The sequence below is a fragment of the Streptococcus sp. UMB0029 genome, assembly GCF_002871495.1.
GTDB lineage: Bacteria > Bacillota > Bacilli > Lactobacillales > Streptococcaceae > Streptococcus.
Genome location: NZ_PNGD01000002.1, coordinates 150,948 through 175,825 on the forward strand (window position 1 = coordinate 150,948; position 24,878 = coordinate 175,825).

The 24,878-nt window shown below is 39.9% G+C and carries 37 protein-coding genes and 1 pseudogene; 34 read left to right on the top strand and 4 right to left on the bottom strand.

Annotated elements, in window-relative coordinates:
• Positions 1–10: 10 nt before the first annotated feature.
• The 34 genes and pseudogenes from CJ239_RS01790 to CJ239_RS01955 all read left to right on the top strand — a co-directional run.
• Positions 11–211 (top strand): annotated as a pseudogene (locus tag CJ239_RS01790) (phosphoribulokinase); the annotation flags it as partial.
• A gap of 212 nt (positions 212–423) precedes the next feature.
• Complete coding sequence (gene rpsJ / locus CJ239_RS01795) at positions 424–732, top strand: 30S ribosomal protein S10 (protein WP_001284513.1); 309 nt, start codon at positions 424–426, stop codon at positions 730–732.
• A gap of 216 nt (positions 733–948) precedes the next feature.
• Entirely contained in the window at positions 949–1,575 is a 627-nt protein-coding gene (gene rplC, locus CJ239_RS01800; protein ID WP_000160197.1) for a 50S ribosomal protein L3, read from the top strand.
• Between the two features lie 24 nt (positions 1,576–1,599).
• On the top strand, positions 1,600–2,223 hold the full coding sequence (gene rplD, locus CJ239_RS01805) for a 50S ribosomal protein L4 (RefSeq protein WP_000024537.1): 624 nt from the start codon (positions 1,600–1,602) through the stop codon (positions 2,221–2,223).
• Entirely contained in the window at positions 2,223–2,519 is a 297-nt protein-coding gene (locus CJ239_RS01810; RefSeq protein ID WP_001055347.1) for a 50S ribosomal protein L23, read from the top strand. Before rplD ends, CJ239_RS01810 begins: the two co-directional genes overlap by 1 nt.
• A 17-nt stretch (positions 2,520–2,536) precedes the next feature.
• Positions 2,537–3,370, top strand: coding sequence for a 50S ribosomal protein L2 (gene rplB / locus CJ239_RS01815; RefSeq protein WP_000512911.1), 834 nt, complete (start codon positions 2,537–2,539; stop codon positions 3,368–3,370).
• A gap of 103 nt (positions 3,371–3,473) precedes the next feature.
• Complete coding sequence (rpsS, locus tag CJ239_RS01820) at positions 3,474–3,755, top strand: 30S ribosomal protein S19 (protein ID WP_000533766.1); 282 nt, start codon at positions 3,474–3,476, stop codon at positions 3,753–3,755.
• 11 nt (positions 3,756–3,766) lie between these two features.
• Positions 3,767–4,111: a 50S ribosomal protein L22 gene (rplV, locus tag CJ239_RS01825; RefSeq protein WP_000818137.1), complete on the top strand. Its 345-nt coding sequence runs from the start codon at positions 3,767–3,769 to the stop codon at positions 4,109–4,111.
• A gap of 12 nt (positions 4,112–4,123) precedes the next feature.
• Positions 4,124–4,777, top strand: coding sequence for a 30S ribosomal protein S3 (gene rpsC, locus CJ239_RS01830; protein ID WP_000529936.1), 654 nt, complete (start codon positions 4,124–4,126; stop codon positions 4,775–4,777).
• 3 nt (positions 4,778–4,780) lie between these two features.
• Entirely contained in the window at positions 4,781–5,194 is a 414-nt protein-coding gene (rplP, locus tag CJ239_RS01835) for a 50S ribosomal protein L16 (RefSeq protein WP_000960946.1), read from the top strand.
• Positions 5,195–5,203: 9 nt separating this feature from the next.
• Positions 5,204–5,410, top strand: a complete 207-nt coding sequence (gene rpmC, locus CJ239_RS01840) for a 50S ribosomal protein L29 (protein ID WP_000772918.1) — start codon at positions 5,204–5,206, stop codon at positions 5,408–5,410.
• A 24-nt stretch (positions 5,411–5,434) separates the two neighbouring features.
• A complete protein-coding gene (rpsQ, locus tag CJ239_RS01845) occupies positions 5,435–5,695 on the top strand; it encodes a 30S ribosomal protein S17 (protein WP_000440801.1) in 261 nt (86 codons plus the stop codon).
• A gap of 25 nt (positions 5,696–5,720) precedes the next feature.
• A complete protein-coding gene (gene rplN, locus CJ239_RS01850) occupies positions 5,721–6,089 on the top strand; it encodes a 50S ribosomal protein L14 (protein WP_000616545.1) in 369 nt (122 codons plus the stop codon).
• Between the two features lie 77 nt (positions 6,090–6,166).
• On the top strand, positions 6,167–6,472 hold the full coding sequence (gene rplX / locus CJ239_RS01855) for a 50S ribosomal protein L24 (RefSeq protein ID WP_000497691.1): 306 nt from the start codon (positions 6,167–6,169) through the stop codon (positions 6,470–6,472).
• A 23-nt stretch (positions 6,473–6,495) separates the two neighbouring features.
• Positions 6,496–7,038 (top strand): 50S ribosomal protein L5, encoded by a 543-nt coding sequence (gene rplE / locus CJ239_RS01860; protein ID WP_000013542.1) that lies wholly within the window; start codon positions 6,496–6,498, stop codon positions 7,036–7,038.
• 17 nt (positions 7,039–7,055) lie between these two features.
• The gene (locus tag CJ239_RS01865) at positions 7,056–7,241 is read left to right on the top strand and encodes a type Z 30S ribosomal protein S14 (RefSeq protein ID WP_001085697.1); all 186 of its coding nucleotides are present in this window, start codon (positions 7,056–7,058) and stop codon (positions 7,239–7,241) included.
• Between the two features lie 284 nt (positions 7,242–7,525).
• Positions 7,526–7,924, top strand: coding sequence for a 30S ribosomal protein S8 (gene rpsH, locus CJ239_RS01870; RefSeq protein WP_000245504.1), 399 nt, complete (start codon positions 7,526–7,528; stop codon positions 7,922–7,924).
• Positions 7,925–8,111: 187 nt separating this feature from the next.
• The gene (rplF, locus tag CJ239_RS01875; RefSeq protein WP_033684406.1) at positions 8,112–8,648 is read left to right on the top strand and encodes a 50S ribosomal protein L6; all 537 of its coding nucleotides are present in this window, start codon (positions 8,112–8,114) and stop codon (positions 8,646–8,648) included.
• Positions 8,649–8,731: 83 nt separating this feature from the next.
• Positions 8,732–9,088 carry a 50S ribosomal protein L18 gene (gene rplR / locus CJ239_RS01880; RefSeq protein ID WP_000624044.1) on the top strand — a complete coding sequence of 119 codons (357 nt, stop codon included), beginning with the start codon at positions 8,732–8,734 and terminating at the stop codon, positions 9,086–9,088.
• Positions 9,089–9,105: 17 nt separating this feature from the next.
• A complete protein-coding gene (rpsE, locus tag CJ239_RS01885) occupies positions 9,106–9,600 on the top strand; it encodes a 30S ribosomal protein S5 (RefSeq protein ID WP_000874202.1) in 495 nt (164 codons plus the stop codon).
• A gap of 13 nt (positions 9,601–9,613) precedes the next feature.
• Positions 9,614–9,796 (top strand): 50S ribosomal protein L30, encoded by a 183-nt coding sequence (rpmD, locus tag CJ239_RS01890; RefSeq protein ID WP_000057241.1) that lies wholly within the window; start codon positions 9,614–9,616, stop codon positions 9,794–9,796.
• Between the two features lie 144 nt (positions 9,797–9,940).
• Complete coding sequence (gene rplO, locus CJ239_RS01895) at positions 9,941–10,381, top strand: 50S ribosomal protein L15 (protein WP_000766089.1); 441 nt, start codon at positions 9,941–9,943, stop codon at positions 10,379–10,381.
• Positions 10,382–10,393: 12 nt separating this feature from the next.
• Positions 10,394–11,704 (top strand): preprotein translocase subunit SecY, encoded by a 1,311-nt coding sequence (gene secY / locus CJ239_RS01900; RefSeq protein WP_000465403.1) that lies wholly within the window; start codon positions 10,394–10,396, stop codon positions 11,702–11,704.
• A 256-nt stretch (positions 11,705–11,960) separates the two neighbouring features.
• A complete protein-coding gene (locus tag CJ239_RS01905) occupies positions 11,961–12,599 on the top strand; it encodes an adenylate kinase (RefSeq protein WP_001050436.1) in 639 nt (212 codons plus the stop codon).
• 116 nt (positions 12,600–12,715) lie between these two features.
• The gene (infA, locus tag CJ239_RS01910) at positions 12,716–12,934 is read left to right on the top strand and encodes a translation initiation factor IF-1 (RefSeq protein ID WP_001029883.1); all 219 of its coding nucleotides are present in this window, start codon (positions 12,716–12,718) and stop codon (positions 12,932–12,934) included.
• A gap of 24 nt (positions 12,935–12,958) precedes the next feature.
• A complete protein-coding gene (rpmJ, locus tag CJ239_RS01915) occupies positions 12,959–13,075 on the top strand; it encodes a 50S ribosomal protein L36 (RefSeq protein ID WP_001808836.1) in 117 nt (38 codons plus the stop codon).
• A 17-nt stretch (positions 13,076–13,092) separates the two neighbouring features.
• A complete protein-coding gene (gene rpsM / locus CJ239_RS01920; RefSeq protein ID WP_000090781.1) occupies positions 13,093–13,458 on the top strand; it encodes a 30S ribosomal protein S13 in 366 nt (121 codons plus the stop codon).
• Positions 13,459–13,475: 17 nt separating this feature from the next.
• Entirely contained in the window at positions 13,476–13,859 is a 384-nt protein-coding gene (rpsK, locus tag CJ239_RS01925; RefSeq protein ID WP_001118385.1) for a 30S ribosomal protein S11, read from the top strand.
• 42 nt (positions 13,860–13,901) lie between these two features.
• Positions 13,902–14,837 carry a DNA-directed RNA polymerase subunit alpha gene (locus CJ239_RS01930; protein ID WP_000568988.1) on the top strand — a complete coding sequence of 312 codons (936 nt, stop codon included), beginning with the start codon at positions 13,902–13,904 and terminating at the stop codon, positions 14,835–14,837.
• An 11-nt stretch (positions 14,838–14,848) separates the two neighbouring features.
• Positions 14,849–15,235, top strand: a complete 387-nt coding sequence (rplQ, locus tag CJ239_RS01935) for a 50S ribosomal protein L17 (RefSeq protein ID WP_000331493.1) — start codon at positions 14,849–14,851, stop codon at positions 15,233–15,235.
• 264 nt (positions 15,236–15,499) lie between these two features.
• Positions 15,500–15,766, top strand: coding sequence for an ACT domain-containing protein (locus CJ239_RS01940; protein WP_102210339.1), 267 nt, complete (start codon positions 15,500–15,502; stop codon positions 15,764–15,766).
• Positions 15,767–15,775: 9 nt separating this feature from the next.
• Complete coding sequence (locus CJ239_RS01945; protein ID WP_102210340.1) at positions 15,776–17,113, top strand: PFL family protein; 1,338 nt, start codon at positions 15,776–15,778, stop codon at positions 17,111–17,113.
• A gap of 17 nt (positions 17,114–17,130) precedes the next feature.
• Positions 17,131–18,594 carry a choline-binding protein C gene (locus CJ239_RS01950; RefSeq protein ID WP_102210341.1) on the top strand — a complete coding sequence of 488 codons (1,464 nt, stop codon included), beginning with the start codon at positions 17,131–17,133 and terminating at the stop codon, positions 18,592–18,594.
• 232 nt (positions 18,595–18,826) lie between these two features.
• Entirely contained in the window at positions 18,827–19,519 is a 693-nt protein-coding gene (locus CJ239_RS01955; RefSeq protein WP_102210342.1) for a histidine phosphatase family protein, read from the top strand.
• A gap of 288 nt (positions 19,520–19,807) precedes the next feature.
• Here the strand turns inward: CJ239_RS01955 and CJ239_RS01960 are convergent, their stop codons facing one another.
• The 4 genes from CJ239_RS01960 to CJ239_RS01975 form a co-directional block, all read right to left on the bottom strand.
• On the bottom strand, positions 19,808–21,466 hold the full coding sequence (locus CJ239_RS01960) for an iron ABC transporter permease (protein WP_102210343.1): 1,659 nt from the start codon (positions 21,464–21,466) through the stop codon (positions 19,808–19,810).
• Entirely contained in the window at positions 21,456–22,547 is a 1,092-nt protein-coding gene (locus tag CJ239_RS01965) for an ABC transporter ATP-binding protein (protein WP_102210344.1), read from the bottom strand. Before CJ239_RS01965 ends, CJ239_RS01960 begins: the two co-directional genes overlap by 11 nt.
• Before the next feature lie 12 nt (positions 22,548–22,559).
• On the bottom strand, positions 22,560–23,606 hold the full coding sequence (locus CJ239_RS01970) for an ABC transporter substrate-binding protein (protein WP_000731166.1): 1,047 nt from the start codon (positions 23,604–23,606) through the stop codon (positions 22,560–22,562).
• Positions 23,607–23,767: 161 nt separating this feature from the next.
• On the bottom strand, positions 23,768–24,808 hold the full coding sequence (locus CJ239_RS01975) for an ABC transporter substrate-binding protein (protein WP_102210345.1): 1,041 nt from the start codon (positions 24,806–24,808) through the stop codon (positions 23,768–23,770).
• Positions 24,809–24,878: the final 70 nt, after the last annotated feature.

A 24,878-nucleotide genomic window follows, 5' to 3' on the forward strand; every position in this document is an offset into this window, starting at 1 on the left:
TCTAGCTTGAGATACGACAGTGAGAAATCGCGATGTATCCTTTATATTGGCTAGTCATCAGATGAGACGGGAGCAATATCTACACTACTATAAAGAAACTGAGTCAAGGGCGGACATTCTAGTAGACCAATCAGAAGGTAAATTTGAGGTCAAGAGGAGTCAGTTTATTTTATATAGAAGAAAATCCCTAATTTTAGAAAGAAAAAAATAGGAAAACAGTTTCATAGTAAAAAAACGAAAAAAACAGCAACAAATCCCTTGCAATCGTAGGGGCTTTGTGTTATTCTATTATGGTGCTGTAAATTACAGCTTTAGCTTTGATGCAAGAGGTTGCGACACGCTCGGTTGCATTGCCACGCAACACCGCGTCGGTTTTCTTGTGGAGCTAGCCTATTATCTTAAATAGACGAAAAGGAGAAAAAGATGGCAAACAAAAAAATCCGTATCCGTTTGAAAGCTTACGAACACCGTACGCTTGACACAGCGGCTGCAAAAATCGTAGAATCAGCTACTCGTACAGGTGCACAAGTTGCGGGTCCAATCCCACTTCCAACTGAACGTAGCCTCTACACAATTATTCGTGCGACTCACAAATACAAAGACTCTCGCGAACAATTTGAAATGCGTACACACAAACGTTTGATCGATATCGTTAACCCAACTCAAAAAACAGTTGATGCCTTGATGAAATTGGATCTTCCAAGTGGTGTAAACGTAGAAATCAAACTTTAATCTAAAATATAAAAGAGCAGAGGCTGGTGTTTCAATCTAATTGAACACGGGCTAAACTCGGTGTGAAAAAGATAAACTTCCTAGTGTCTGCTAGACACTGCGTCAGTTTCCTATTTTCACTTTGAGTTTGACGCCCTTTGTATCTTAGACTTGAGCATAAAAAACGCTCGTTAAAAACTTTTTGAATAAAAAATATAGAAAAGGAACTATTTTCTCATGACAAAAGGAATCTTAGGGAAAAAAGTGGGAATGACTCAAATCTTCACTGAAGCTGGCGAATTGATCCCTGTAACAGTTATTGAAGCAACTCCAAACGTTGTTCTTCAAGTTAAAACTGTTGAAACAGACGGATACAACGCTATCCAAGTTGGTTTCGATGACAAACGCGAAGTATTGAGCAACAAACCTGCTAAAGGACATGTAGCGAAAGCTAACACGGCTCCTAAGCGCTTCATTCGTGAATTCAAAAACGTTGAAGGCTTGGAAGTTGGTGCTGAAATCACAGTTGAAACATTCGCAGCTGGAGACGTTGTTGACGTAACTGGTACTTCTAAAGGTAAAGGTTTCCAAGGTGTTATCAAACGCCACGGACAATCACGTGGACCAATGGCTCACGGTTCTCGTTACCACCGTCGTCCAGGTTCTATGGGACCTGTTGCACCTAACCGCGTATTCAAAGGTAAAAACCTTGCAGGACGTATGGGTGGTGACCGCGTAACAATTCAAAACCTTGAAGTTGTACAAGTTGTTCCAGAAAAGAACGTTATTCTTATCAAAGGTAACGTACCAGGTGCTAAGAAATCTCTTATCACTATCAAATCAGCAGTTAAAGCTGGTAAATAATAAAGAAAGGGGAAATCAGTCACAATGGCAAACGTAACATTATTTGACCAAACTGGTAAAGAAGCTGGCCAAGTTGTTCTTAACGATGCAGTATTTGGTATCGAACCAAATGAATCAGTTGTGTTTGATGTGATCATCAGCCAACGCGCAAGCCTTCGTCAAGGAACACACGCTGTTAAAAACCGCTCTGCAGTATCAGGTGGTGGACGCAAACCATGGCGTCAAAAAGGAACTGGACGTGCTCGTCAAGGTTCTATCCGCTCACCACAATGGCGTGGTGGTGGTGTTGTCTTCGGACCAACTCCACGTTCATACGGCTACAAACTTCCACAAAAAGTTCGTCGCCTAGCTCTTAAATCAGTTTACTCTGAAAAAGTTGCTGAAAACAAATTCGTAGCTGTAGACGCTCTTTCATTTACAGCTCCAAAAACTGCTGAATTTGCAAAAGTTCTTGCAGCATTGAGCATCGATTCTAAAGTTCTTGTTATCCTTGAAGAAGGAAATGAATTCGCAGCTCTTTCAGCTCGTAACCTTCCAAATGTGAAAGTTGCAACTGCTACAACTGCAAGTGTTCTTGACATCGCAAATAGCGACAAACTTCTTGTCACACAAGCAGCTATCTCTAAAATCGAGGAGGTTCTTGCATAATGAATTTGTATGATGTTATCAAAAAACCTGTTATCACTGAAAGCTCAATGGCTCAACTTGAAGCAGGAAAATATGTATTTGAAGTTGACACTCGTGCACACAAACTTTTGATCAAGCAAGCTGTTGAAGCTGCTTTCGAAGGTGTTAAAGTTGCCAATGTTAACACAATCAACGTAAAACCAAAAGCTAAACGTGTTGGACGTTACACTGGTTTTACTAACAAAACTAAAAAAGCTATCATCACACTTACAGCTGATTCTAAAGCAATCGAGTTGTTTGCTGCTGAAGCTGAATAATCTAAGGAGGAAATATCGTGGGAATTCGTGTTTATAAACCAACAACAAACGGTCGCCGTAATATGACTTCTTTGGATTTCGCTGAAATCACAACAAGCACTCCTGAAAAATCATTGCTTGTTGCATTGAAGAGCAAGGCTGGTCGTAACAACAACGGTCGTATCACAGTTCGTCACCAAGGTGGTGGACACAAACGTTTCTACCGTTTGGTTGACTTCAAACGTAACAAAGACAACGTTGAAGCAGTTGTTAAAACAATCGAGTACGATCCAAACCGTTCTGCAAACATCGCTCTTGTACACTACACTGACGGTGTGAAAGCATACATCATCGCTCCAAAAGGTCTTGAAGTAGGTCAACGTATCGTTTCAGGACCAGAAGCAGATATCAAAGTCGGAAACGCTCTTCCACTTGCTAACATCCCAGTTGGTACTTTGATCCACAATATCGAGTTGAAACCAGGTCGTGGTGGTGAATTGGTACGTGCTGCTGGAGCATCTGCTCAAGTATTGGGTTCTGAAGGTAAATACGTGCTTGTTCGTCTTCAATCAGGTGAAGTTCGTATGATTCTTGGAACTTGCCGTGCTACAGTTGGTGTTGTCGGAAACGAACAACATGGACTTGTAAACCTTGGTAAAGCAGGACGTAGCCGTTGGAAAGGTATCCGCCCAACAGTTCGTGGTTCTGTAATGAACCCTAACGATCACCCACACGGTGGTGGTGAAGGTAAAGCACCAGTTGGTCGTAAAGCGCCATCTACTCCATGGGGCAAACCTGCTCTTGGTCTTAAAACTCGTAACAAGAAAGCGAAATCTGACAAACTTATCGTTCGTCGTCGCAACGAGAAATAATATTAAACTAGTCGCTTAAGCAACTAGTAAATCCGCCAGCTCGGTAGCGCTCCATAGGAGCGCAAGCCGCTGTGGTACAACATTTAAAGGAGAAAATATAAAAATGGGACGCAGTCTTAAAAAAGGACCTTTCGTCGATGAGCATTTGATGAAAAAAGTTGAAGCTCAAGCTAACGACGAAAAGAAAAAAGTTATTAAAACTTGGTCACGTCGTTCAACGATCTTCCCAAGTTTCATTGGTTACACTATCGCAGTTTATGACGGACGTAAACACGTACCTGTTTACATCCAAGAAGACATGGTAGGTCACAAACTTGGTGAATTTGCACCAACTCGTACTTACAAAGGTCACGCTGCAGACGACAAGAAAACACGTAGAAAATAAGGAGAACATAAATGGCAGAAATTACTTCAGCTAAAGCAATGGCTCGTACAGTACGTGTTTCACCTCGTAAATCACGTCTTGTTCTTGATAACATCCGTGGTAAAAGCGTAGCCGATGCAATCGCAATCTTGACATTCACTCCAAACAAAGCTGCTGAAATCATCTTGAAAGTTTTGAACTCAGCTGTAGCTAACGCTGAAAACAACTTTGGTTTGGATAAAGCTAACTTGGTAGTATCTGAAGCATTCGCAAACGAAGGACCAACTATGAAACGTTTCCGTCCACGTGCGAAAGGTTCAGCTTCACCAATCAACAAACGTACAGCTCACATCACTGTAGCTGTTGCAGAAAAATAAGGAGGTAAAATCGTGGGTCAAAAAGTACATCCAATTGGTATGCGTGTCGGCATCATCCGTGATTGGGATGCCAAATGGTATGCTGAAAAAGAATACGCGGATTACCTTCATGAAGATCTTGCAATCCGTAAATTCGTTCAAAAAGAACTTGCTGACGCAGCAGTTTCAACTATCGAAATCGAACGCGCAGTAAACAAAGTTAACGTTTCACTTCACACTGCTAAACCAGGTATGGTTATCGGTAAAGGTGGTGCTAACGTTGATGCACTCCGTGCAAAACTTAACAAATTGACTGGAAAACAAGTACACATCAACATCATCGAAATCAAACAACCTGATTTGGATGCTCACCTTGTAGGTGAAGGTATTGCTCGTCAATTGGAGCAACGTGTTGCTTTCCGTCGTGCACAAAAACAAGCAATCCAACGTGCGATGCGTGCTGGAGCTAAAGGAATCAAAACTCAAGTATCAGGTCGTTTGAACGGTGCAGATATCGCCCGTGCTGAAGGATACTCTGAAGGAACTGTTCCACTTCACACACTTCGTGCAGATATCGATTACGCTTGGGAAGAAGCAGATACTACATACGGTAAACTTGGTGTTAAAGTATGGATCTACCGTGGTGAAGTTCTTCCAGCTCGCAAAAACACTAAAGGAGGTAAATAACCAATGTTAGTACCTAAACGTGTTAAACACCGTCGTGAATTCCGTGGAAAAATGCGCGGTGAAGCAAAAGGTGGAAAAGAAGTAGCATTCGGTGAATACGGTCTCCAAGCTACAACTAGCCACTGGATCACTAACCGCCAAATCGAAGCTGCTCGTATCGCCATGACTCGTTACATGAAACGTGGTGGTAAAGTTTGGATTAAAATCTTCCCACACAAATCATACACTGCTAAAGCTATCGGTGTGCGTATGGGATCTGGTAAAGGGGCACCTGAAGGTTGGGTAGCACCAGTTAAACGTGGTAAAGTGATGTTCGAAATCGCTGGTGTATCTGAAGAGATTGCTCGCGAAGCGCTTCGTCTTGCTAGCCACAAATTGCCAGTTAAATGTAAATTCGTAAAACGTGAAGCAGAATAAGGAGAAGGCATGAAACTTAATGAAGTAAAAGAATTTGTTAAAGAACTTCGTGGTCTTTCTCAAGAAGAACTCGCGAAGCGCGAAAACGAATTGAAAAAAGAATTGTTTGAACTTCGTTTCCAAGCTGCTACTGGTCAATTGGAACAAACAGCTCGCTTGAAAGAAGTTAAAAAACAAATCGCTCGTATCAAAACAGTTCAATCTGAAGCGAAATAATAGACTAGGGAAGGAGAAATTTCAATGGAACGCAATAATCGTAAAGTTCTTGTTGGACGTGTTGTATCTGACAAAATGGACAAGACAATCACAGTTGTAGTTGAAACAAAACGTAACCACCCAGTCTATGGTAAACGTATTAACTACTCTAAAAAATACAAAGCTCATGATGAAAACAATGTTGCCAAAGAAGGCGATATCGTACGTATCATGGAAACTCGTCCGCTTTCAGCTACAAAACGTTTCCGTCTTGTAGAAGTTGTTGAAGAAGCGGTCATCATCTAATCAAACCTGAAAGGAGAAAACTGAAATGATTCAAACAGAAACTCGTTTGAAAGTCGCAGACAACAGCGGTGCTCGCGAAATCTTGACTATCAAAGTTCTTGGTGGTTCAGGACGTAAATTTGCAAACATCGGTGATGTTATCGTGGCATCTGTAAAACAAGCTACTCCTGGTGGTGCGGTTAAAAAAGGTGACGTTGTTAAAGCAGTTATCGTTCGTACTAAATCAGGTGCTCGTCGTGCTGATGGTTCATACATCAAATTTGACGAAAACGCAGCAGTTATCATCCGTGAAGACAAAACTCCTCGCGGAACACGTATCTTTGGCCCAGTTGCACGTGAATTGCGTGAAGGTGGCTTCATGAAGATCGTGTCACTTGCTCCAGAAGTACTTTAATTTTTAGAAACAAACTAGTCCCCTAGCTTCAAGCTAGGGTGCCCTTATGGGCGTAAGAAAAATCAAGGAGAAACCTAATGTTTGTAAAAAAAGGCGACAAAGTTCGCGTAATCGCTGGTAAAGATAAGGGAACAGAAGCTGTTGTCCTTACTGCCCTTCCAAAAGTAAACAAAGTTATCGTTGAAGGTGTTAACATCGTTAAGAAACACCAACGTCCAACTAACGAACTTCCTCAAGGTGGTATCATCGAGAAAGAAGCAGCTATCCACGTATCAAACGTTCAAGTATTGGACAAAAATGGTGTAGCTGGCCGTGTTGGTTACAAATTTGTAGACGGTAAAAAAGTTCGCTACAACAAAAAATCAGGCGAAGTGCTTGATTAATCACGAAGGAAAGGAGAAGTATAATGGCAAATCGTTTAAAAGAAAAATATCTTAATGAAGTAGTTCCTGCTTTGACAGAACAATTCAACTACTCATCAGTGATGGCTGTGCCTAAAGTAGATAAGATCGTTTTGAACATGGGTGTTGGTGAAGCTGTATCAAACGCTAAAAGCCTTGAAAAAGCTGCTGAAGAATTGGCACTTATCTCAGGTCAAAAACCACTTATCACTAAAGCTAAAAAATCAATCGCCGGCTTCCGTCTTCGTGAAGGTGTTGCGATCGGTGCAAAAGTTACCCTTCGTGGTGAACGTATGTACGAATTCTTGGATAAATTGGTTTCAGTTTCACTTCCACGTGTACGTGACTTCCACGGTGTTCCAACAAAATCATTTGATGGACGCGGAAACTACACACTTGGTGTGAAAGAACAATTGATCTTCCCAGAAATCAACTTCGATGACGTCGACAAAACTCGTGGTCTTGACATCGTTATCGTAACAACTGCTAACACTGACGAAGAGTCACGTGCATTGCTTACAGGCCTTGGAATGCCTTTTGCAAAATAATATAGGAGGTAAATCTAATGGCTAAAAAATCAATGATTGCTAAGAACAAACGTCCAGCGAAGTTCTCTACTCAAGCTTATACTCGTTGTGAAAAATGTGGTCGTCCACATTCAGTTTACCGCAAATTTAAACTTTGCCGTGTTTGCTTCCGTGAATTAGCTTACAAAGGACAAATCCCTGGTGTAACAAAAGCATCTTGGTAATTTAAGATATCAAGGGCGTCAAAACTCCAAGTGAAAATAGGAAACTTGACGAAGAAACTGAAGTTTCTAGGAAAGTTTATCTTTTTCACACAGAGTTTAGCCCGGGTTCAGTTGGACTTGCCAATTTGAACACGAGCTACAGCTTTGGCAAAAAAGACCAATTTGCTTTGGAGCATTGCTCCTGCATCAAATTGCCTATTTTTGCTCTTGCTGTTACGCTCTTTGTATCATGTATTAACTAGCAAGTGCAACTTGCAAACTACTAGTAAGAGGAGAAAAACAAAATGGTTATGACTGACCCAATCGCAGACTTCCTAACTCGTATTCGTAACGCTAACCAAGCGAAACACGAAGTACTTGAAGTACCTGCATCAAACATCAAAAAAGGGATTGCTGAAATCCTTAAACGCGAAGGTTTTGTAAAAAACGTTGAAATCATCGAAGATGACAAACAAGGCATCATCCGTGTATTCCTTAAATACGGACCAAACGGTGAAAAAGTTATCACTAACTTGAAACGTGTTTCTAAACCAGGACTTCGTGTCTACAAAAAACGTGAAGACCTTCCAAAAGTTCTTAACGGACTTGGAATTGCTATCCTTTCAACTTCTGAAGGTTTGCTTACTGATAAAGAAGCACGCCAAAAGAATGTTGGTGGTGAGGTTATCGCTTACGTTTGGTAATATTTAGTTCCCAATTTCTTTGTGACTCTTCGTTATCGTCTCTAGCCTAACCCAAAGTTATGCCTGCGAGACGATGCCTAGATTCACTTTGAAATTGAAACCTAAATGTTCCTTTAAATCGAGAAATCGATTTAGCCCCCGTGAAAACTGGCCGTATGGCCTGACAATTTAACAGGAGAAAATAAACATGTCACGTATTGGTAATAAAGTTATCGTGTTGCCTGCTGGTGTTGAACTCACTAACAATGACAACGTTGTAACTGTAAAAGGACCTAAAGGAGAACTTACTCGTGAGTTCTCAAAAGATATTGAAATCCGTGTGGAAGGTACTGAAGTAACTCTTCACCGTCCAAACGATTCAAAAGAAATGAAAACTATCCACGGAACTACTCGTGCCCTTTTGAACAACATGGTTGTTGGTGTATCAGAAGGATTCAAGAAAGAACTTGAAATGCGTGGGGTTGGTTACCGTGCACAACTTCAAGGAACTAAACTTGTTTTGGCTGTTGGTAAATCTCATCCAGACGAAGTTGAAGCTCCAGAAGGAATTACTTTTGAACTTCCAAACCCAACAACAATCGTTGTTAGCGGAATTTCAAAAGAAGTAGTTGGTCAAACAGCTGCTTACGTACGTAGCCTTCGTTCACCAGAACCATATAAAGGTAAAGGTATCCGTTACGTTGGTGAATTCGTTCGCCGTAAAGAAGGTAAAACAGGTAAATAATGTTGAGTGGTTGAATCTCAACCACCAACCTATTTTCCAACTTTGTGCATAGCACACGATTTAAAACTAAAGAGGTGAAAACTGTGATTTCAAAACCAGATAAAAACAAACTCCGCCAAAAACGCCACCGTCGCGTTCGCGGAAAACTCTCTGGAACTGCTGATCGCCCACGTTTGAACGTATTCCGTTCTAATACAGGCATCTACGCTCAAGTGATTGATGACGTAGCGGGTGTAACGCTCGCAAGTGCTTCAACTCTTGACAAAGAAGTTTCAAAAGGAACTAAAACTGAACAAGCCGTTGCTGTCGGTAAACTCGTTGCAGAACGTGCAAACGCTAAAGGTATTTCAGAAGTGGTGTTCGACCGCGGTGGATATCTATATCACGGACGTGTGAAAGCTTTGGCTGATGCAGCTCGTGAAAACGGATTGAAATTCTAATAGGAGGACACTAGAAAATGGCATTTAAAGACAATGCAGTTGAATTAGAAGAACGCGTAGTTGCTGTCAACCGTGTTACAAAAGTTGTTAAAGGTGGACGTCGTCTTCGTTTCGCAGCTCTTGTTGTTGTTGGTGACCACAACGGTCGCGTAGGATTTGGTACTGGTAAAGCTCAAGAAGTTCCAGAAGCAATCCGTAAAGCAGTAGATGATGCTAAGAAAAACTTGATCGAAGTTCCTATGGTTGGAACAACAATCCCACACGAAGTTCTTTCAGAATTCGGTGGAGCTAAAGTATTGTTGAAACCTGCTGTAGAAGGTTCTGGAGTTGCCGCTGGTGGTGCAGTTCGTGCCGTTGTGGAATTGGCAGGTGTGGCAGATATTACATCTAAATCACTTGGTTCTAACACTCCAATCAACATTGTTCGTGCAACTGTTGAAGGTTTGAAACAATTGAAACGCGCTGAAGAAGTTGCTGCCCTTCGTGGTATTTCAGTTTCTGATTTGGCATAAGAAAGGGGATAAAATGGCTCAAATTAAAATTACTTTGACTAAGTCTCCAATCGGACGCATTCCATCACAACGTAAAACTGTTGTAGCACTTGGACTTGGCAAATTGAACAGCTCTGTTATTAAAGAAGACAACGCTGCTATCCGTGGTATGATCACAGCAGTATCTCACTTGGTAACAGTTGAAGAAGTAAACTAATGAATTTTTAGGGGATGTGCACTATACCATCCCCTAAAACTAGATATAGTCATCTATGATGACGTCGTATAGGCGAGTTGATGGGGGAGACAACCTTTTCTCCCTTATCGGCGCTAGCATTTTACAAAAGAGGAGAAAATAAAAATGAAACTTCATGAATTGAAACCTGCAGAAGGTTCTCGTAAAGTACGTAACCGCGTTGGTCGTGGTACTTCATCAGGTAACGGTAAAACATCTGGTCGTGGTCAAAAAGGTCAAAAAGCTCGTAGCGGTGGCGGAGTTCGCCTTGGTTTTGAAGGTGGACAAACTCCATTGTTCCGTCGTCTTCCAAAACGTGGATTCACTAACATCAACGCTAAAGAATACGCAATTGTGAACCTTGACCAATTGAACGTCTTTGAAGATGGTGCTGAAGTAACTCCAGTTGTTCTTATCGAAGCAGGAATTGTTAAAGCTGAAAAATCAGGCGTTAAAATTCTTGGTAACGGTGAGTTGACTAAGAAATTGACTGTGAAAGCAGCTAAATTCTCTAAATCAGCTGAAGAAGCTATCACTGCTAAAGGTGGTTCAGTAGAAGTCATCTAAGAGAGGTGACCTATGTTTTTTAAATTATTAAGAGAAGCTCTTAAAGTCAAGCAGGTTCGATCAAAAATTTTATTTACAATTTTTATCGTTTTGGTCTTTCGTATCGGGACTAGCATTACAGTTCCTGGTGTGAATGCTAATAGCTTGAATGCTTTAAGTGGATTATCCTTCTTAAACATGTTGAGCTTGGTGTCAGGAAATGCCATGAAAAACTTCTCAGTTTTTGCTCTTGGTGTTAGCCCCTACATTACGGCCTCTATCGTTGTCCAACTCTTGCAAATGGATATTTTACCCAAATTTGTAGAGTGGGGTAAACAAGGGGAAGTAGGTCGAAGAAAATTGAATCAAGCTACTCGTTATATTGCTCTAGTTCTCGCTTTTGTGCAATCTATCGGGATTACAGCTGGTTTTAATACTTTGGCTGGAGCTCAATTGTTGAAAACAGCTCTTACTCCACAAGTCTTTATCATGATTGGTATCATCTTAACAGCTGGTAGCATGATTGTGACTTGGTTGGGAGAGCAAATTACAGATAAGGGATACGGAAATGGTGTTTCTATGATTATCTTTGCCGGGATTGTTGCCTCAATTCCAGAGATGATTCAGGGCATCTATGTGGACTACTTTGTGAACGTCCCAAGTAGCCGTATCAACTCATCTATCATTTTCGTAATCATTTTGATTATTACTGTATTGTTGATTATTTATTTTACAACTTATGTTCAACAAGCAGAATACAAAATTCCAATCCAATATACTAAGGTTGCACAAGGTGCTCCATCTAGCTCTTACCTTCCTTTGAAGGTAAACCCTGCTGGAGTTATCCCTGTTATCTTTGCAAGTTCGATTACTGCAGCGCCTGCGGCTATTCTTCAGTTTTTGAGCGCTACAGGTCATGATTGGGCTTGGGTAAGAACAGCACAAGAAATGTTGGCAACAACTTCACCAACTGGTATCGCCATGTATGCTTTATTGATTATTCTCTTTACATTCTTCTATACGTTTGTACAGATTAATCCTGAAAAAGCGGCAGAGAACCTACAAAAGAGCGGTGCCTATATCCATGGAGTTCGTCCTGGTAAAGGTACAGAAGAATATATGTCTAAACTTCTTCGTCGTCTTGCAACAGTTGGTTCCCTCTTCCTTGGTGTGATTTCTATTTTACCGATCGTAGCAAAAGATGTTTTCGGACTTTCAGAAGCAGTTGCTTTTGGAGGAACTAGTCTTTTGATCATTATCTCTACAGGTATTGAAGGAATCAAACAATTGGAAGGTTACCTATTGAAACGTAAGTATGTTGGTTTCATGGATAGAACAGAATAAAAGTATTTACTGATACTCTTCGAAAATCAAATTCAAACCACGTCAGCTTTACCTTGGCGTACTCAAGTACAGCCTGCGGCTAGCTTTCTAGTTTGCTCTTTGATTTTCATTGAGTATGAATCAGTAAATGCTGAGGGAGTGGAGGTTTAAACTCTGACATTTGTGAGAGTTTGGTCTCCCCTCTTCTATTTTGTTTTTAAATAGGGGTGAAAAGACCTTTTGCTTCTATTTAAAAATAAAATAAGGAGATCAAATCATGAATCTTTTGATTATGGGCTTACCTGGTGCAGGTAAGGGAACTCAAGCAGCAAAAATCGTAGAACAATTCCATGTTGCACATATCTCAACTGGTGATATGTTCCGCGCTGCTATGGCAAATCAAACTGAAATGGGTGTTCTTGCTAAGTCATACATTGACAAGGGTGAATTGGTTCCTGACGAAGTTACAAATGGAATCGTAAAAGAACGTCTTTCACAAGATGATATTAAAGAAACAGGATTCTTGTTGGATGGTTACCCACGTACAATTGAACAAGCTCATGCCTTGGACAAAACATTGGCTGAACTTGGCATTGAACTAGAAGGTGTTATCAACATTGAGGTGAACCCTGACAGTCTCTTGGAACGTTTGAGTGGCCGTATCATCCACCGCGTAACTGGAGAAACTTTCCACAAGGTCTTTAACCCACCAGTTGACTATAAAGAAGAAGATTACTACCAACGTGAAGATGATAAGCCTGAGACAGTCAAACGTCGTTTGGATGTAAATATTGCTCAAGGGGAACCAATCATTGCTCACTACCGTGCCAAAGGTTTGGTTCATGACATCGAAGGTAATCAAGATATCAATGATGTCTTCTCAGATATCGAAAAAGTATTGACAAATTTGAAATAAAGCGTTTTTCACACTTGCAAAAATCCGCTACAAATGTTATACTGAGATAGTCTGACTTATAATTGTTGTCTCTGTGTCTAGAGGCATCGAATCGAAATTTATGGAGGTGCTTTTGCGTGGCAAAAGACGATGTGATTGAAGTTGAAGGCAAAGTAGTTGATACAATGCCGAATGCAATGTTTACGGTTGAACTTGAAAATGGACATCAGATTTTAGCAACAGTTTCTGGTAAAATTCGTAAAAACTATATTCGTATTTTAGCGGGAGATCGTGTTACTGTCGAAATGAGTCCATATGACTTGACACGTGGACGTATCACTTACCGCTTTAAATAATCGAAAAACTTGGAGGGATAAGAAATGAAAGTAAGACCATCGGTCAAACCAATTTGCGAATACTGTAAAGTTATTCGTCGTAATGGTCGTGTTATGGTAATTTGCCCAGCAAATCCAAAACACAAACAACGTCAAGGATAAGATAGAAAGGAGAAAACATGGCTCGTATTGCTGGAGTTGACATTCCAAATGACAAACGCGTAGTAATCTCATTGACTTATGTTTATGGTATCGGACTTGCAACATCTAAGAAAATTTTGGCTGCTGCTGGAATCTCAGAAGATGTTCGTGTACGTGATCTTACATCAGATCAAGAAGATGCTATCCGTCGTGAAGTGGATGCAATCAAAGTTGAAGGTGACCTTCGTCGTGAAGTAAACTTGAACATCAAACGTTTGATGGAAATCGGTTCATACCGTGGTATCCGTCACCGTCGTGGACTTCCTGTCCGTGGACAAAACACTAAAAACAACGCTCGCACTCGTAAAGGTAAAGCTGTTGCGATTGCTGGTAAGAAAAAATAATATAGGAGGTAAAAGTCTTGGCTAAACCAACACGTAAACGTCGTGTGAAAAAGAATATCGAATCTGGTATTGCTCATATTCACGCTACATTTAATAACACTATTGTTATGATTACTGATGTGCATGGTAATGCAATTGCTTGGTCATCAGCTGGTGCTCTTGGTTTCAAAGGTTCTCGTAAATCTACACCATTCGCTGCTCAAATGGCTTCTGAAGCTGCTGCTAAATCTGCACAAGAACACGGTCTTAAATCAGTTGAAGTTACTGTAAAAGGTCCAGGTTCTGGTCGTGAGTCAGCTATTCGTGCGCTTGCTGCCGCTGGTCTTGAAGTAACAGCAATTCGTGATGTGACTCCAGTGCCACACAATGGTGCTCGTCCTCCAAAACGTCGCCGTGTATAATCATCGCATTACACTGCTTTTCGTTTAAGAGGGAGTAACTAAATGATCGAGTTTGAAAAACCAAATATAACAAAAATTGATGAAAATAAAGATTATGGCAAGTTTGTAATCGAACCACTTGAACGTGGCTACGGTACAACTCTTGGTAACTCTCTTCGTCGTGTACTTCTAGCTTCTCTACCAGGAGCAGCTGTGACATCTATCAACATTGATGGTGTGTTACATGAGTTTGACACAGTTCCAGGTGTTCGTGAAGACGTGATGCAAATCATTCTGAACATTAAAGGAATTGCAGTGAAATCGTACGTTGAAGACGAAAAAATCATCGAACTAGATGTTGAAGGTCCTGCTGAAGTAACAGCTGGTGACATTTTGACAGATAGCGATATTGAAATTGTAAATCCAGATCATTATCTCTTTACAATCGGTGAAGGTTCTTCTCTAAAAGCGACTATGACTGTTAACAGTGGTCGTGGATATGTACCTGCAGATGAAAATAAAAAGGATAATGCACCAGTTGGAACACTTGCTGTAGATTCTATTTATACACCAGTTACAAAAGTCAACTATCAAGTGGAACCTGCTCGTGTAGGTAGCAATGATGGGTTTGACAAATTAACCCTTGAAATCTTGACAAATGGAACAATTATTCCAGAAGATGCTTTAGGGCTTTCAGCACGTATTTTGACAGAACATCTTGATTTGTTTACAAATCTTACTGAGATTGCTAAGTCAACTGAAGTGATGAAAGAAGCTGATACTGAATCTGACGACCGTATTTTGGATCGTACGATTGAGGAACTGGACTTGTCTGTGCGTTCATACAACTGTTTGAAACGTGCCGGTATCAATACTGTGCATGATTTGACAGAAAAATCTGAAGCAGAGATGATGAAAGTACGAAATCTTGGACGCAAGAGTTTGGAAGAAGTGAAACTCAAACTCATTGATTTAGGTCTTGGATTAAAAGATAAATAAAGGAGGAATACATGGCTTACCGTAAACTAGGACGCACTAGCTCACAACGTAAAGCAATGCTTCGCGATTTGACAACTGACCTTTTGATCAACGAATCAATCGTGACAACTGAAGCTCGTGCTAAAGAAATCCGTAAAACTGTTGAAAAAATGATTACTCTAGGTAAACGTGGTGATTTGCATGCACGTCGTCAAGCAGCTGCTTTCGTACGTAATGAAATCGCATCTGAAAACTATGATGAAGCAACTGATAAGTACACTTCTACTACAGCACTTCAAAAATTGTTCTCAGAAATCGCACCTCGTTATGCTGAACGTAACGGTGGATACACTCGTATCCTTAAAACTGAACCACGTCGTGGTGATGCAGCGCCAATGGCGATCATCGAATTAGTATAAAATCATCAATTTTGTTGAGTGTTATGATGATGGAGTCTTGTGCTCTTAGTCTAGCTCTGGTCTCCCGCTAGGATTTCGGTCCTAGCGGGAACACTCATCATAAGTTGGGATAGTAGACGCTTGTTTACGAAATTGTTTTTTTCTTAAGAACAACTTCGTAAGCAGGCGTTTTTGAGTATTTTAGTTAGAATTATGCTATACTATTTAAGAAGAAATCTGTTTAATGTTCAGGTTTCCTATTTTAAGAAGAATTGGAGTTTGCTTATGAAAGCGATTATAACTGTTGTTGGTAAAGATAAATCTGGAATTGTTGCAGGTGTTTCTGGTAAAATTGCAGAATTGGGTTTGAATATTGACGATATCTCTCAAACTGTCTTGGATGAATATTTCACGATGATGGCTGTTGTCTCTAGTGATGAAAAGCAAGATTTTACCTATCTTCGTAATGAGTTTGAAGTCTTTGGGCAAACTTTGAATGTGAAAATTAATATTCAGAGTGCAGCGATTTTCGAAGCTATGTATAATATCTAGGAGGTGCATATGGATATTAGACAAGTTACTGAAACCATTGCTATGATTGAGGAGCAGAACTTCGATATCAGAACCATTACCATGGGGATTTCCCTTTTGGACTGTATCGATCCAGATATCAATCGTGCTGCGGAGAAAATTTATCAAAAGATTACGATCAAGGCAGCTAATTTGGTGGCTGTTGGCGACGAAATTGCAGCTGAGTTGGGAATTCCAATCGTTAATAAGCGTGTATCGGTGACTCCTATTTCTCTGATTGGGGCAGCGACAGATGCAACAGACTATGTAGTTTTGGCAAAAGCGCTTGATAAGGCTGCGAAAGAGATTGGTGTGGACTTTATTGGTGGTTTCTCTGCCTTGGTACAAAAAGGTTATCAAAAGGGAGATGAGATTCTCATCAATTCTATTCCTCGTGCTTTGGCTGAAACGGACAAGGTCTGCTCGTCAGTTAATATTGGCTCAACCAAGTCTGGTATCAATATGACGGCTGTGGCAGATATGGGACGAGTTATCAAGGAAACGGCTAATCTATCAGATATGGGAGCGGCCAAGTTGGTTGTATTCGCTAATGCTGTTGAGGACAATCCATTTATGGCGGGTGCCTTCCATGGTGTTGGGGAGGCAGATGTTATCATCAATGTCGGAGTTTCTGGTCCTGGTGTGGTGAAACGTGCCTTGGAAAAAGTTCGTGGAGAGAGCTTTGATGTAGTAGCCGAAACAGTTAAGAAGACTGCCTTCAAGATCACTCGTATCGGTCAATTGGTTGGTCAGATGGCTAGTGAGAGACTGGGTGTGGAGTTTGGTATTGTGGACTTGAGTTTGGCGCCAACTCCTGCGGTTGGAGATTCTGTGGCACGTGTCCTTGAAGAAATGGGGCTAGAAACAGTTGGTACGCATGGAACGACGGCTGCCTTGGCTCTCTTGAACGACCAAGTTAAGAAGGGTGGAGTGATGGCCTGCAACCAAGTGGGTGGTTTGTCTGGTGCCTTTATTCCTGTTTCTGAGGATGAGGGGATGATTGCTGCAGTGCAAAATGGCTCTCTTAATTTGGAAAAACTAGAAGCCATGACGGCTATCTGTTCAGTTGGTTTGGATATGATTGCCATACCAGAAGATACGCCAGCTGAAACCATTGCGGCCATGATTGCAGATGAAGCTGCAATTGGTGTCATTAACATGAAAACAACAGCTGTTCGTATTATTCCAAAAGGAAAAGAAGGCGATATGATTGAGTTTGGTGGCTTATTAGGAACTGCACCTGTTATGAAGGTCAATGGAGCTTCGTCTGTCGATTTCATCTCTCGTGGTGGACAAATCCCAGCACCAATTCATAGTTTTAAAAATTAAGAAAATAGGAGAAATTCATGAAAAAAGAAATGAAACATGCTTTAGTAGCTTTAGGACTGTCGACTTTACTAGTCCCAACTTTTGCTAGTCAAGTAGTTTATGCGCAAGAAAATGATATTGATTCTAGTAATGAGAGTTTTTACAAAACACGGGCAGATTTAAAGAGTGCAGTTAGAAATTATTCTGAACAAGTAAAGAAAAAAATATTAAAAGAAATTGATGATATTGATTGGTATACTGTACAATTTAAAGAGGTTGATGTTTTAAAACTCAAGAATGCCATAGTTAAAAAAATAGATGAGGTGATAGAGGAGAGAGAGGAAAATATAAATAGATTTTCAAAAGGAGATGATTACGATTCGTCTGACATAGAAGTAACTATTAATAGAATGAAAGGTGATATGCCTAACTCTTTAGAATATGTTTTTGATATTGCTAGAATAAAAAAATTTGACTTACTACTTCAGCAAGTAGAAAAAGATAGTAATTTATACTCATCTGTTGAGAAGGAAAAACTAATTAGCGATTTAAAAAGTTTTTACGGACCATTAACAGGCTGGTCGTTACCTCGGTCTCGTCATTTTGGCGATGATGAGCCATACAATGATAGTAACTTAACATTAAAAGAGTATGTTCAAAAATTATCAACTTTTTATAACAAAGTTGATAAATGGAGCCCTAGTTTAATTCCTACGGAAAAAAATATCAGAGAAATTAATGCTGTTGCTTTCATGGAGAAGACAGCCATTAGTAATGATGATACACTTTCAAAAGCAGATAAAGTTTCTATGTTTAGTAAGATTGATGATATAGTTGAAGAGGGGATACACAAAATCAGGAAAGAAGCAGGTCTTGTATATAAGGAGGAGACTGTAAGACACATGCTATCAGCTGAAGAGTTATCTGTCTTTACTAAGCGTATCGAAGATGTTTACCAAGGCAAAGCTAAGCCTAAGGTGACAAAAGAAGAGGCCATTCAAGCAGTTTCTACTGGTACCTCAACCTCATCGTCATCTCAAGCTACCCTTACTGCTAATGGAGAGACTAAGAAGGATTATCAAGCAAGTAAGTGGTTTAAAGAGTATGGCAAATGGTACTATAATGACCTTTCGGGTAACCTTGTAAGAAACCGTTGGGTAGGGCGTTATTATCTAAAAGCAGATGCTTCAATGGCTGCAAGTGAATGGATTTATGATGAAGACTATAAGAGTTGGTTTTATGTCGATTCAACTGGTAGTTATGTGGAGAAAGCTTGGCAGGGCGAGTACTACCTAAAACGTGGCGGTTACATGGCTAAGAGTGAGTGGGTATTTGATTCTCAGTATGATAGCTGGTATTATCTGAACCAAGACGGCAAGTACGCTCGTAACCAATGGATTAAGGATGGAGATAAGTGGTATTACTTGTTAGCTGATGGGAAATTGGCAAAAAATATGACCATTAACGGCTATAAAGTAAATGAAAAAGGTGAATGGGTTTAATTTTTTAAGTTCTATTTAAGGTTGGATGTGTATACTATAATCATTAAATAAAGACCTCCTAATATTATTTGAAACAGATAACTCTGATTTAGTTTGAATTTGATTTTCATCTAATATCTTTATTTAATAGAACTCCTAAACTTTTTCATAATAATCTCCTGCAAAAGTCGCCTGTATGGGTGACTTTTGTTTTATCATCCATGATATAATAGAAGCAAACGGAGGACGGAAAATGGTAAAAGTACGATTGTATTTGGTACGTCATGGCAAGACTATGTTTAACACGATTGGTCGCGCGCAAGGTTGGAGCGATACTCCTTTAACAACTGAAGGTGAACGAGGGATTCAAGAATTAGGAATCGGTTTGCGAGAATCTGGTCTACAGTTTGAGCGCGCTTATTCCAGTGATTCTGGTCGCACCATTCAGACAATGGGAATCATCCTTGATGAACTTGCCTTGCAGGGGAAAATCCCTTATCGCATGGACAAGCGTATTAGAGAATGGTGTTTCGGCAGTTTTGACGGGGCTTATGATGGTGATCTTTTCATGGGCATTATTCCTCGTATCTTTAATGTGGACCACGTTCACCAATTGTCTTATGCTGAGCTGGCTGAGGGTTTGGTAGAAGTTGATACAGCTGGTTGGGCTGAAGGCTGGGAAAAACTCAGTGGTCGAATCAAGGAAGGTTTTGAAGAGATTGCCAAAGAAATGGAAGAGCAAGGTGGAGGCAACGCCCTTGTTGTCAGCCACGGAATGACCATTGGAACCATTGTTTATCTGATTAATGGTATGCATCCGCATGGTCTCGATAATGGTAGCGTAACGATCCTTGAATATGAGGACGGTCAGTTTAGCGTTGAAGTTGTCGGTGACCGTAGTTACCGAGAACTAGGACGTGAGAAGATGGAGGAAGCCTCTATTTAATACTCTTCGAAAATCTCTTCAAACCGCGTCAACGTCGTCTTGCAGTAGATATGGTTACTGACTTCGTCAGTTCTATCCACAACCTCAAAACAGTGTTTTGAGCTGACTTCGTCAGTCTTATCTACAACCTCAAAGCAGTGCTTTGAGCAACCTGCGGCTAGTTTGCTCTTTGATTTTTATTGAGTATAATCAGTCTAGACTTGCTTGCTAGGAACTAGGAATTTGATAAGAATATCAAGATAAGAAAAAACAGCCGAGAATTCTTTCGGCTGTTTTTGATGGGGAAAACTAAAGTGTAATGCTATTGCTTTTAGAGATTTTCATAAACAAGAGCAAGGAAGCTACTGTTAGAACAGTCAGGATAGTTGACAAGGCTGCGGCTACACCGTAATTCCCTCTGAGAACCTCTGTATAAATGGCTACAGTCATTGTTCTTGTTTTGACATTGTAGAGGAGGATAGAAGTAGAGAGTTCTGAAATCATTGTGACCCAAGATAGGATAGCTCCAGAAATAATACCAGATAGCATCATTGGAGTTGTAATCTTGGCAAAGGTATTGAGACGGCTACTTCCTAAGCTTTCAGCAGCTTCTTCAATACTTGGGGCTATTTGTTGTAAGCTAGCAACAGATGAGCGAATAGTATAGGGTAATCTTCTAACAGATAGAGACATAATCAAGATGAAAGCAGTTCCTGTAATCATAAGAAATCCACTTCCAAATAGACCAGTATTGAAGGAAGAAATGAAGGCAATCCCTAGAACGGTTCCTGGTACAATATAAGGGACCATACTGAGGCTGTCAATTAAGTTTGTAAACAAGTTCCGTTTTCTAACGGCTAGGTAGGAGATAAATGTTGCGAATAGGACAACTAGAACTAAGGCAATCAAAGGGATACGAATGGTATTGAAAATAGCAGACCCCATACGATTGAAAGCTACCTTGTAACTGTTTAGAGAATATCCTTTGACAAATACCATACCTGATGTTTTTAGGAAAGAAGTATAAATCAAGTAGACTTGAGGTAGAACAGAGAACAAGATAATTCCGTAGACTGTCGCATAAATGGCAGCCATTTTTCCTTTTGTAGTTTTTTTAGGCTCAATTGGATGGAGCGAATTCATACTGAAACTGTAGCGGTTTGAGATGTATTTTTGGATAAGGAAAATTGCCAAGGCTATGATAATCGCCATAATTGCTAAAGCAGATGCAAAAGCAGAATTTCCTCCAACCTCGCTAATAAATTGGGTATAAATCAAGACTGGGAAAGTCCGATATCCTTCACCAATTAACATCGGTGTTCCAAAGTCTGAGAATGCCCTCATAAATACAAGCAGGGCAGCTGCTAGTAAGGTTGGAACTAGGAGAGGTAAAATAACTGTTACGATACGCTTAAATCCGAAGGAACCCATGCTTTCAGCAGCTTCAAGTAGAGAATTGTCAATACTTTTCATTGTCCCAGCAACGTATAGAAATACCAGTGGGAATAGTTGCAATGTAAAGACAAGTACAATTCCTTTGAATCCATAAATATCGATAGCTGGAAGATGAAGGGTATTTGTCAGGAATTTAGTGATGACCCCATTTCGTCCCAGTAAGAGGATCCAGGAGTAGGCTCCCACGAAAGGAGCTGACATGGAAGCAATGATAATCAATATTTGTAGAAATTTCTTTCCTTTGAAATCATACATAGAGAAGAGATAAGCTAATAAGGTTCCTACGACTAAGGAAGTGATAGTAGCGGTAATGGAAACCTTGAAACTGTTGACAAGTGTCTCAGAGTAGTAGGCTTTACTAAAGAAAGTGACAAAATTAGCTAGTGAAAATTGTCCCTCATGTATGAGTGCTTGCTTGAGCACGGTAACGATAGGATAAACGAGAAAGACAAGATAGGTAAGAAAGATGAAGAAAGAGGAGGCTGTCCAAATATTTAGTTTTTTACGTTCCATGGCTGACTCCTTTTATCAGATTTTGGGAACCATCTGCAGAAAAGACGTTTAATTTTTGAGTATTGATTCGTAGACGAATACGATCGCCTTTTTGTAGGTCTTCTTCAAAAGTTGATTCTTCGCTAACTTGAATTTTTGAGGCAAATCCTGTTTCGATGAAGTATTCAGTATTCAGTCCAAGGTAGACGCTATCGCTAATAATTCCTTCAATATCTCCAGATTCATCTTTAATGAATTCTTCAGGACGAATACTTACATGAATATCTTGTGCTTCAGCCTGATCAAGAGCTGGCATTCGAAGAGCATAGCCATCTGAAAAGACGATATAAGCGCCGTCGCTCCGTTTTTCAAGAGTGGCAGGGATAATATTTGTGCGTCCGATAAAGGTTGCTACAAACTCATTAGCTGGTTTATGATAGAGTTCTTTTGGCCGACCGATTTGTTGGATGACTCCGTCTTTCATAACAGCAATTTGGTCTGAAATAGCCATAGCTTCTTCTTGGTCGTGGGTCACATAAACAGTTGTAATTCCCACTTCGTGTTGGATTTCTCGAATAGCTTGACGCATATCCAAGCGAAGTTTGGCATCTAGGTTACTAAGTGGTTCGTCCATGAGGAGAACACTTGGATTAACAGCTAAGGCACGTGCCAAGGCGACACGTTGTTGTTGTCCCCCACTGAGTTTATCGGGCTTTCGATCCGCATATTGAGCAATTTGCATGAGTTCAAGATACTTATTGGTTTGTTGAATCAATTCTTCTTTTGGAACCTTCTTTTGCTTGAGACCAAAAGCAACATTATCTCGGACAGTCAAATGTGGGAAAATAGCGTAGTTTTGGAAAACCATTCCGATATTGCGTTTGCTGGGTTCCATATTATTGATTTTTGTATCATCGAAGTAAAATTCTCCACCTTCGATACTGTTGAAACCTGCAATCATACGAAGAAGGGTCGTTTTCCCACACCCTGAAGGCCCAAGAAGGGTAAAGAGACTTCCTTTTGGAATTGTAATGTTCAAATTCTCAATAACAGGGACATCGTGATAGATTTTTTTTGCGTTAATAATTTTGATCTCACTCATAGTGAACCTCTTTTACTGTTTAGATTGGATATCTGTAAAGACTTCGTTGTATTTCTTAACGATATCTGATTTATTCTTGATGACATAATCATAATCTTCAGTGAGTGTTTTGATTTTGTCAATTGGTTTCATATTTTCGCTTGTTTTAGCATTTTTACGAACAGGACGGTTAGTAGTGGTTGTACCAAGTGTATCTTGTACTTCTTGAGAGATAATAAAATCGATAAATTTCTTGGCATTTTCCATATTTTTAGCTTTTTTAACGATAGCAGCACTAGCAGGTAGGAAGACTGTTCCTTCTTTTGGATAGACTACCTTGATATTAGCTCCGTCATTTAAGAGTTTAACTGCTGGATCTTCATAAGAGAGACCAACAGCCATTTCTCCGTCAGCGACTGCTTTATAGACACCAGATGAGCTTGAACCGATTTTACCATCAATAAGTGTGAAGAGATCTTTTACATAAGACCAAGCTTTATCGTCTTTGTAACCACCTTGAGCTTGTAGCATATTTGTTAATTGAGCAAAGGCGCTAGAAGAGTTTGCTGGGTCAGCAGTTGCAATTTTTCCTTTTAGTTCAGGTTTGAGAAGGTCGCTATATCCTTCGATGTTCATGCCTTTCGTTAAATCAGGATTGACGATTAAAACACTACCATCTAGTGTATAAGGAGTAGAGTAGCCAGTTGTGTTTTGATATTCTTTGATAACATTATCATTTTCTTTTGAAGTATAGTTTTCAAAGAGTTCTCCGTGGGTAGCATATTGTGTATAAGAACCACCAAAGATGACATCAGCTACAGGAGCTTCTTTTTCTGACTCTAGTTTTTTGAAAAGTTCTCCAGTACCAGCTTGAATCAGTTCTACTTTGATACCATATTTTTCTTCAAAGGCAGGAATAGTTGCTCCGATTAAGCCCTCTGAGTTTGGTGAATAAACGACTAGCGAACCGCCGTCTCCTTTATCAGATGAACCGCCATCGGCAGATTCATTAGAAGAACAAGCAGCAAGACCAAAAAGAGCTAGTCCGCAAGCAGCATAATACATCCATTTCTTTTTCATGATGGATACCTCCGTTGTGTTATTTAAGTTTATTTTAAAATAATGTAAGCGTTTTTAAAACCGATAATTCTATTCTATTAGAGTAAAATTCTCTACAAAAACGGAAGTAATCTTTTGATTTTATAGCAGGGTTTGACAGTTAATCACTGGTAAGTCAAATTTTATTTTTTAGATTGGATATCTGTAAAAATATCATTGTACTTTTTAAGAATAGTGGATTTGTTCTTGATGACATAATCTGAATCTTCAGTAGCAACATTGATTTCTGTCATAGCCTTCATATTTTTATTGGTTTTAGCATTTTTACGAATAGGTCTGATTGTTGTTTCAGTTCCTAGCTTATCTTGGATTTCTTGAGAAAGGAGGAAATCGATAAATTTCTTAGCATTGTCCATGTGTTTGGCGTTTTTGACGATAGCTGCGTTACCAGGTAAAAAGACGGTTCCTTCTTTTGGATAAATGACTTTTACATCAACTCCGTCGTTTAAAAGTTTTAAGGCAGGATCTTCATAGGTGAGTCCTACAGCCATTTCCCCATCGGCGACAGCTTTGTAAACATTTGAAGAACTAGATGCAATCTTTCCATCTACTAGGGTAAATAGATTTTTCACATAGGTCCAAGCTTGTTCATTTTCGTATCCGCCTTGATCGATAAGCATGTTTGTTAATTGAGCAAAGGCGCTAGATGCGTTACTTGGATCAGCAGTAGCAATTTTCCCTTTTAATTTAGGATTGAGTAGATCATTGTAGCCTTCAATTTTTATATCTTTTGTAAGAGCTGAATTGGCAATGATGACACTGACATCAAGTGTATAAGGCGTGTAGAATCCAGTTTTATTTTGATATTCAGAGATTATCTGGTCGTTTTCTTGGGAAATATAAGGTTCAAAAAGTTTTTCGTTAGAAGAGAAGAGAGCGTAGGAGCCTCCGAAAATGACATCAGCTACTGGGGATTCTTTTTCGGCCTCAGCTTTTTTGAACAATTCACCAGTGCTGGCTTGTACTAAGTCAACCTTAATACCATATTTTTCTTCGAAGGCTGGGATTGTTTCTTCGATAAGGTCTTCAGGGTTAGGCGAGTAGACAACCAAAGTGCTATCTGAATCTTTTTCAGAGCTAGTTTCCGCTTCTATAGGTGAAGAACATCCTGATAAAGAAAGGAATATCCAGCCACAAGAGAGAAAGAATAGTATTTTTTTCATAAGTATCTCCTTTTTTACGAACATTTTCTCTACCTAGATTATTAATGTTTTTAAATTGTAGAGTCCTACA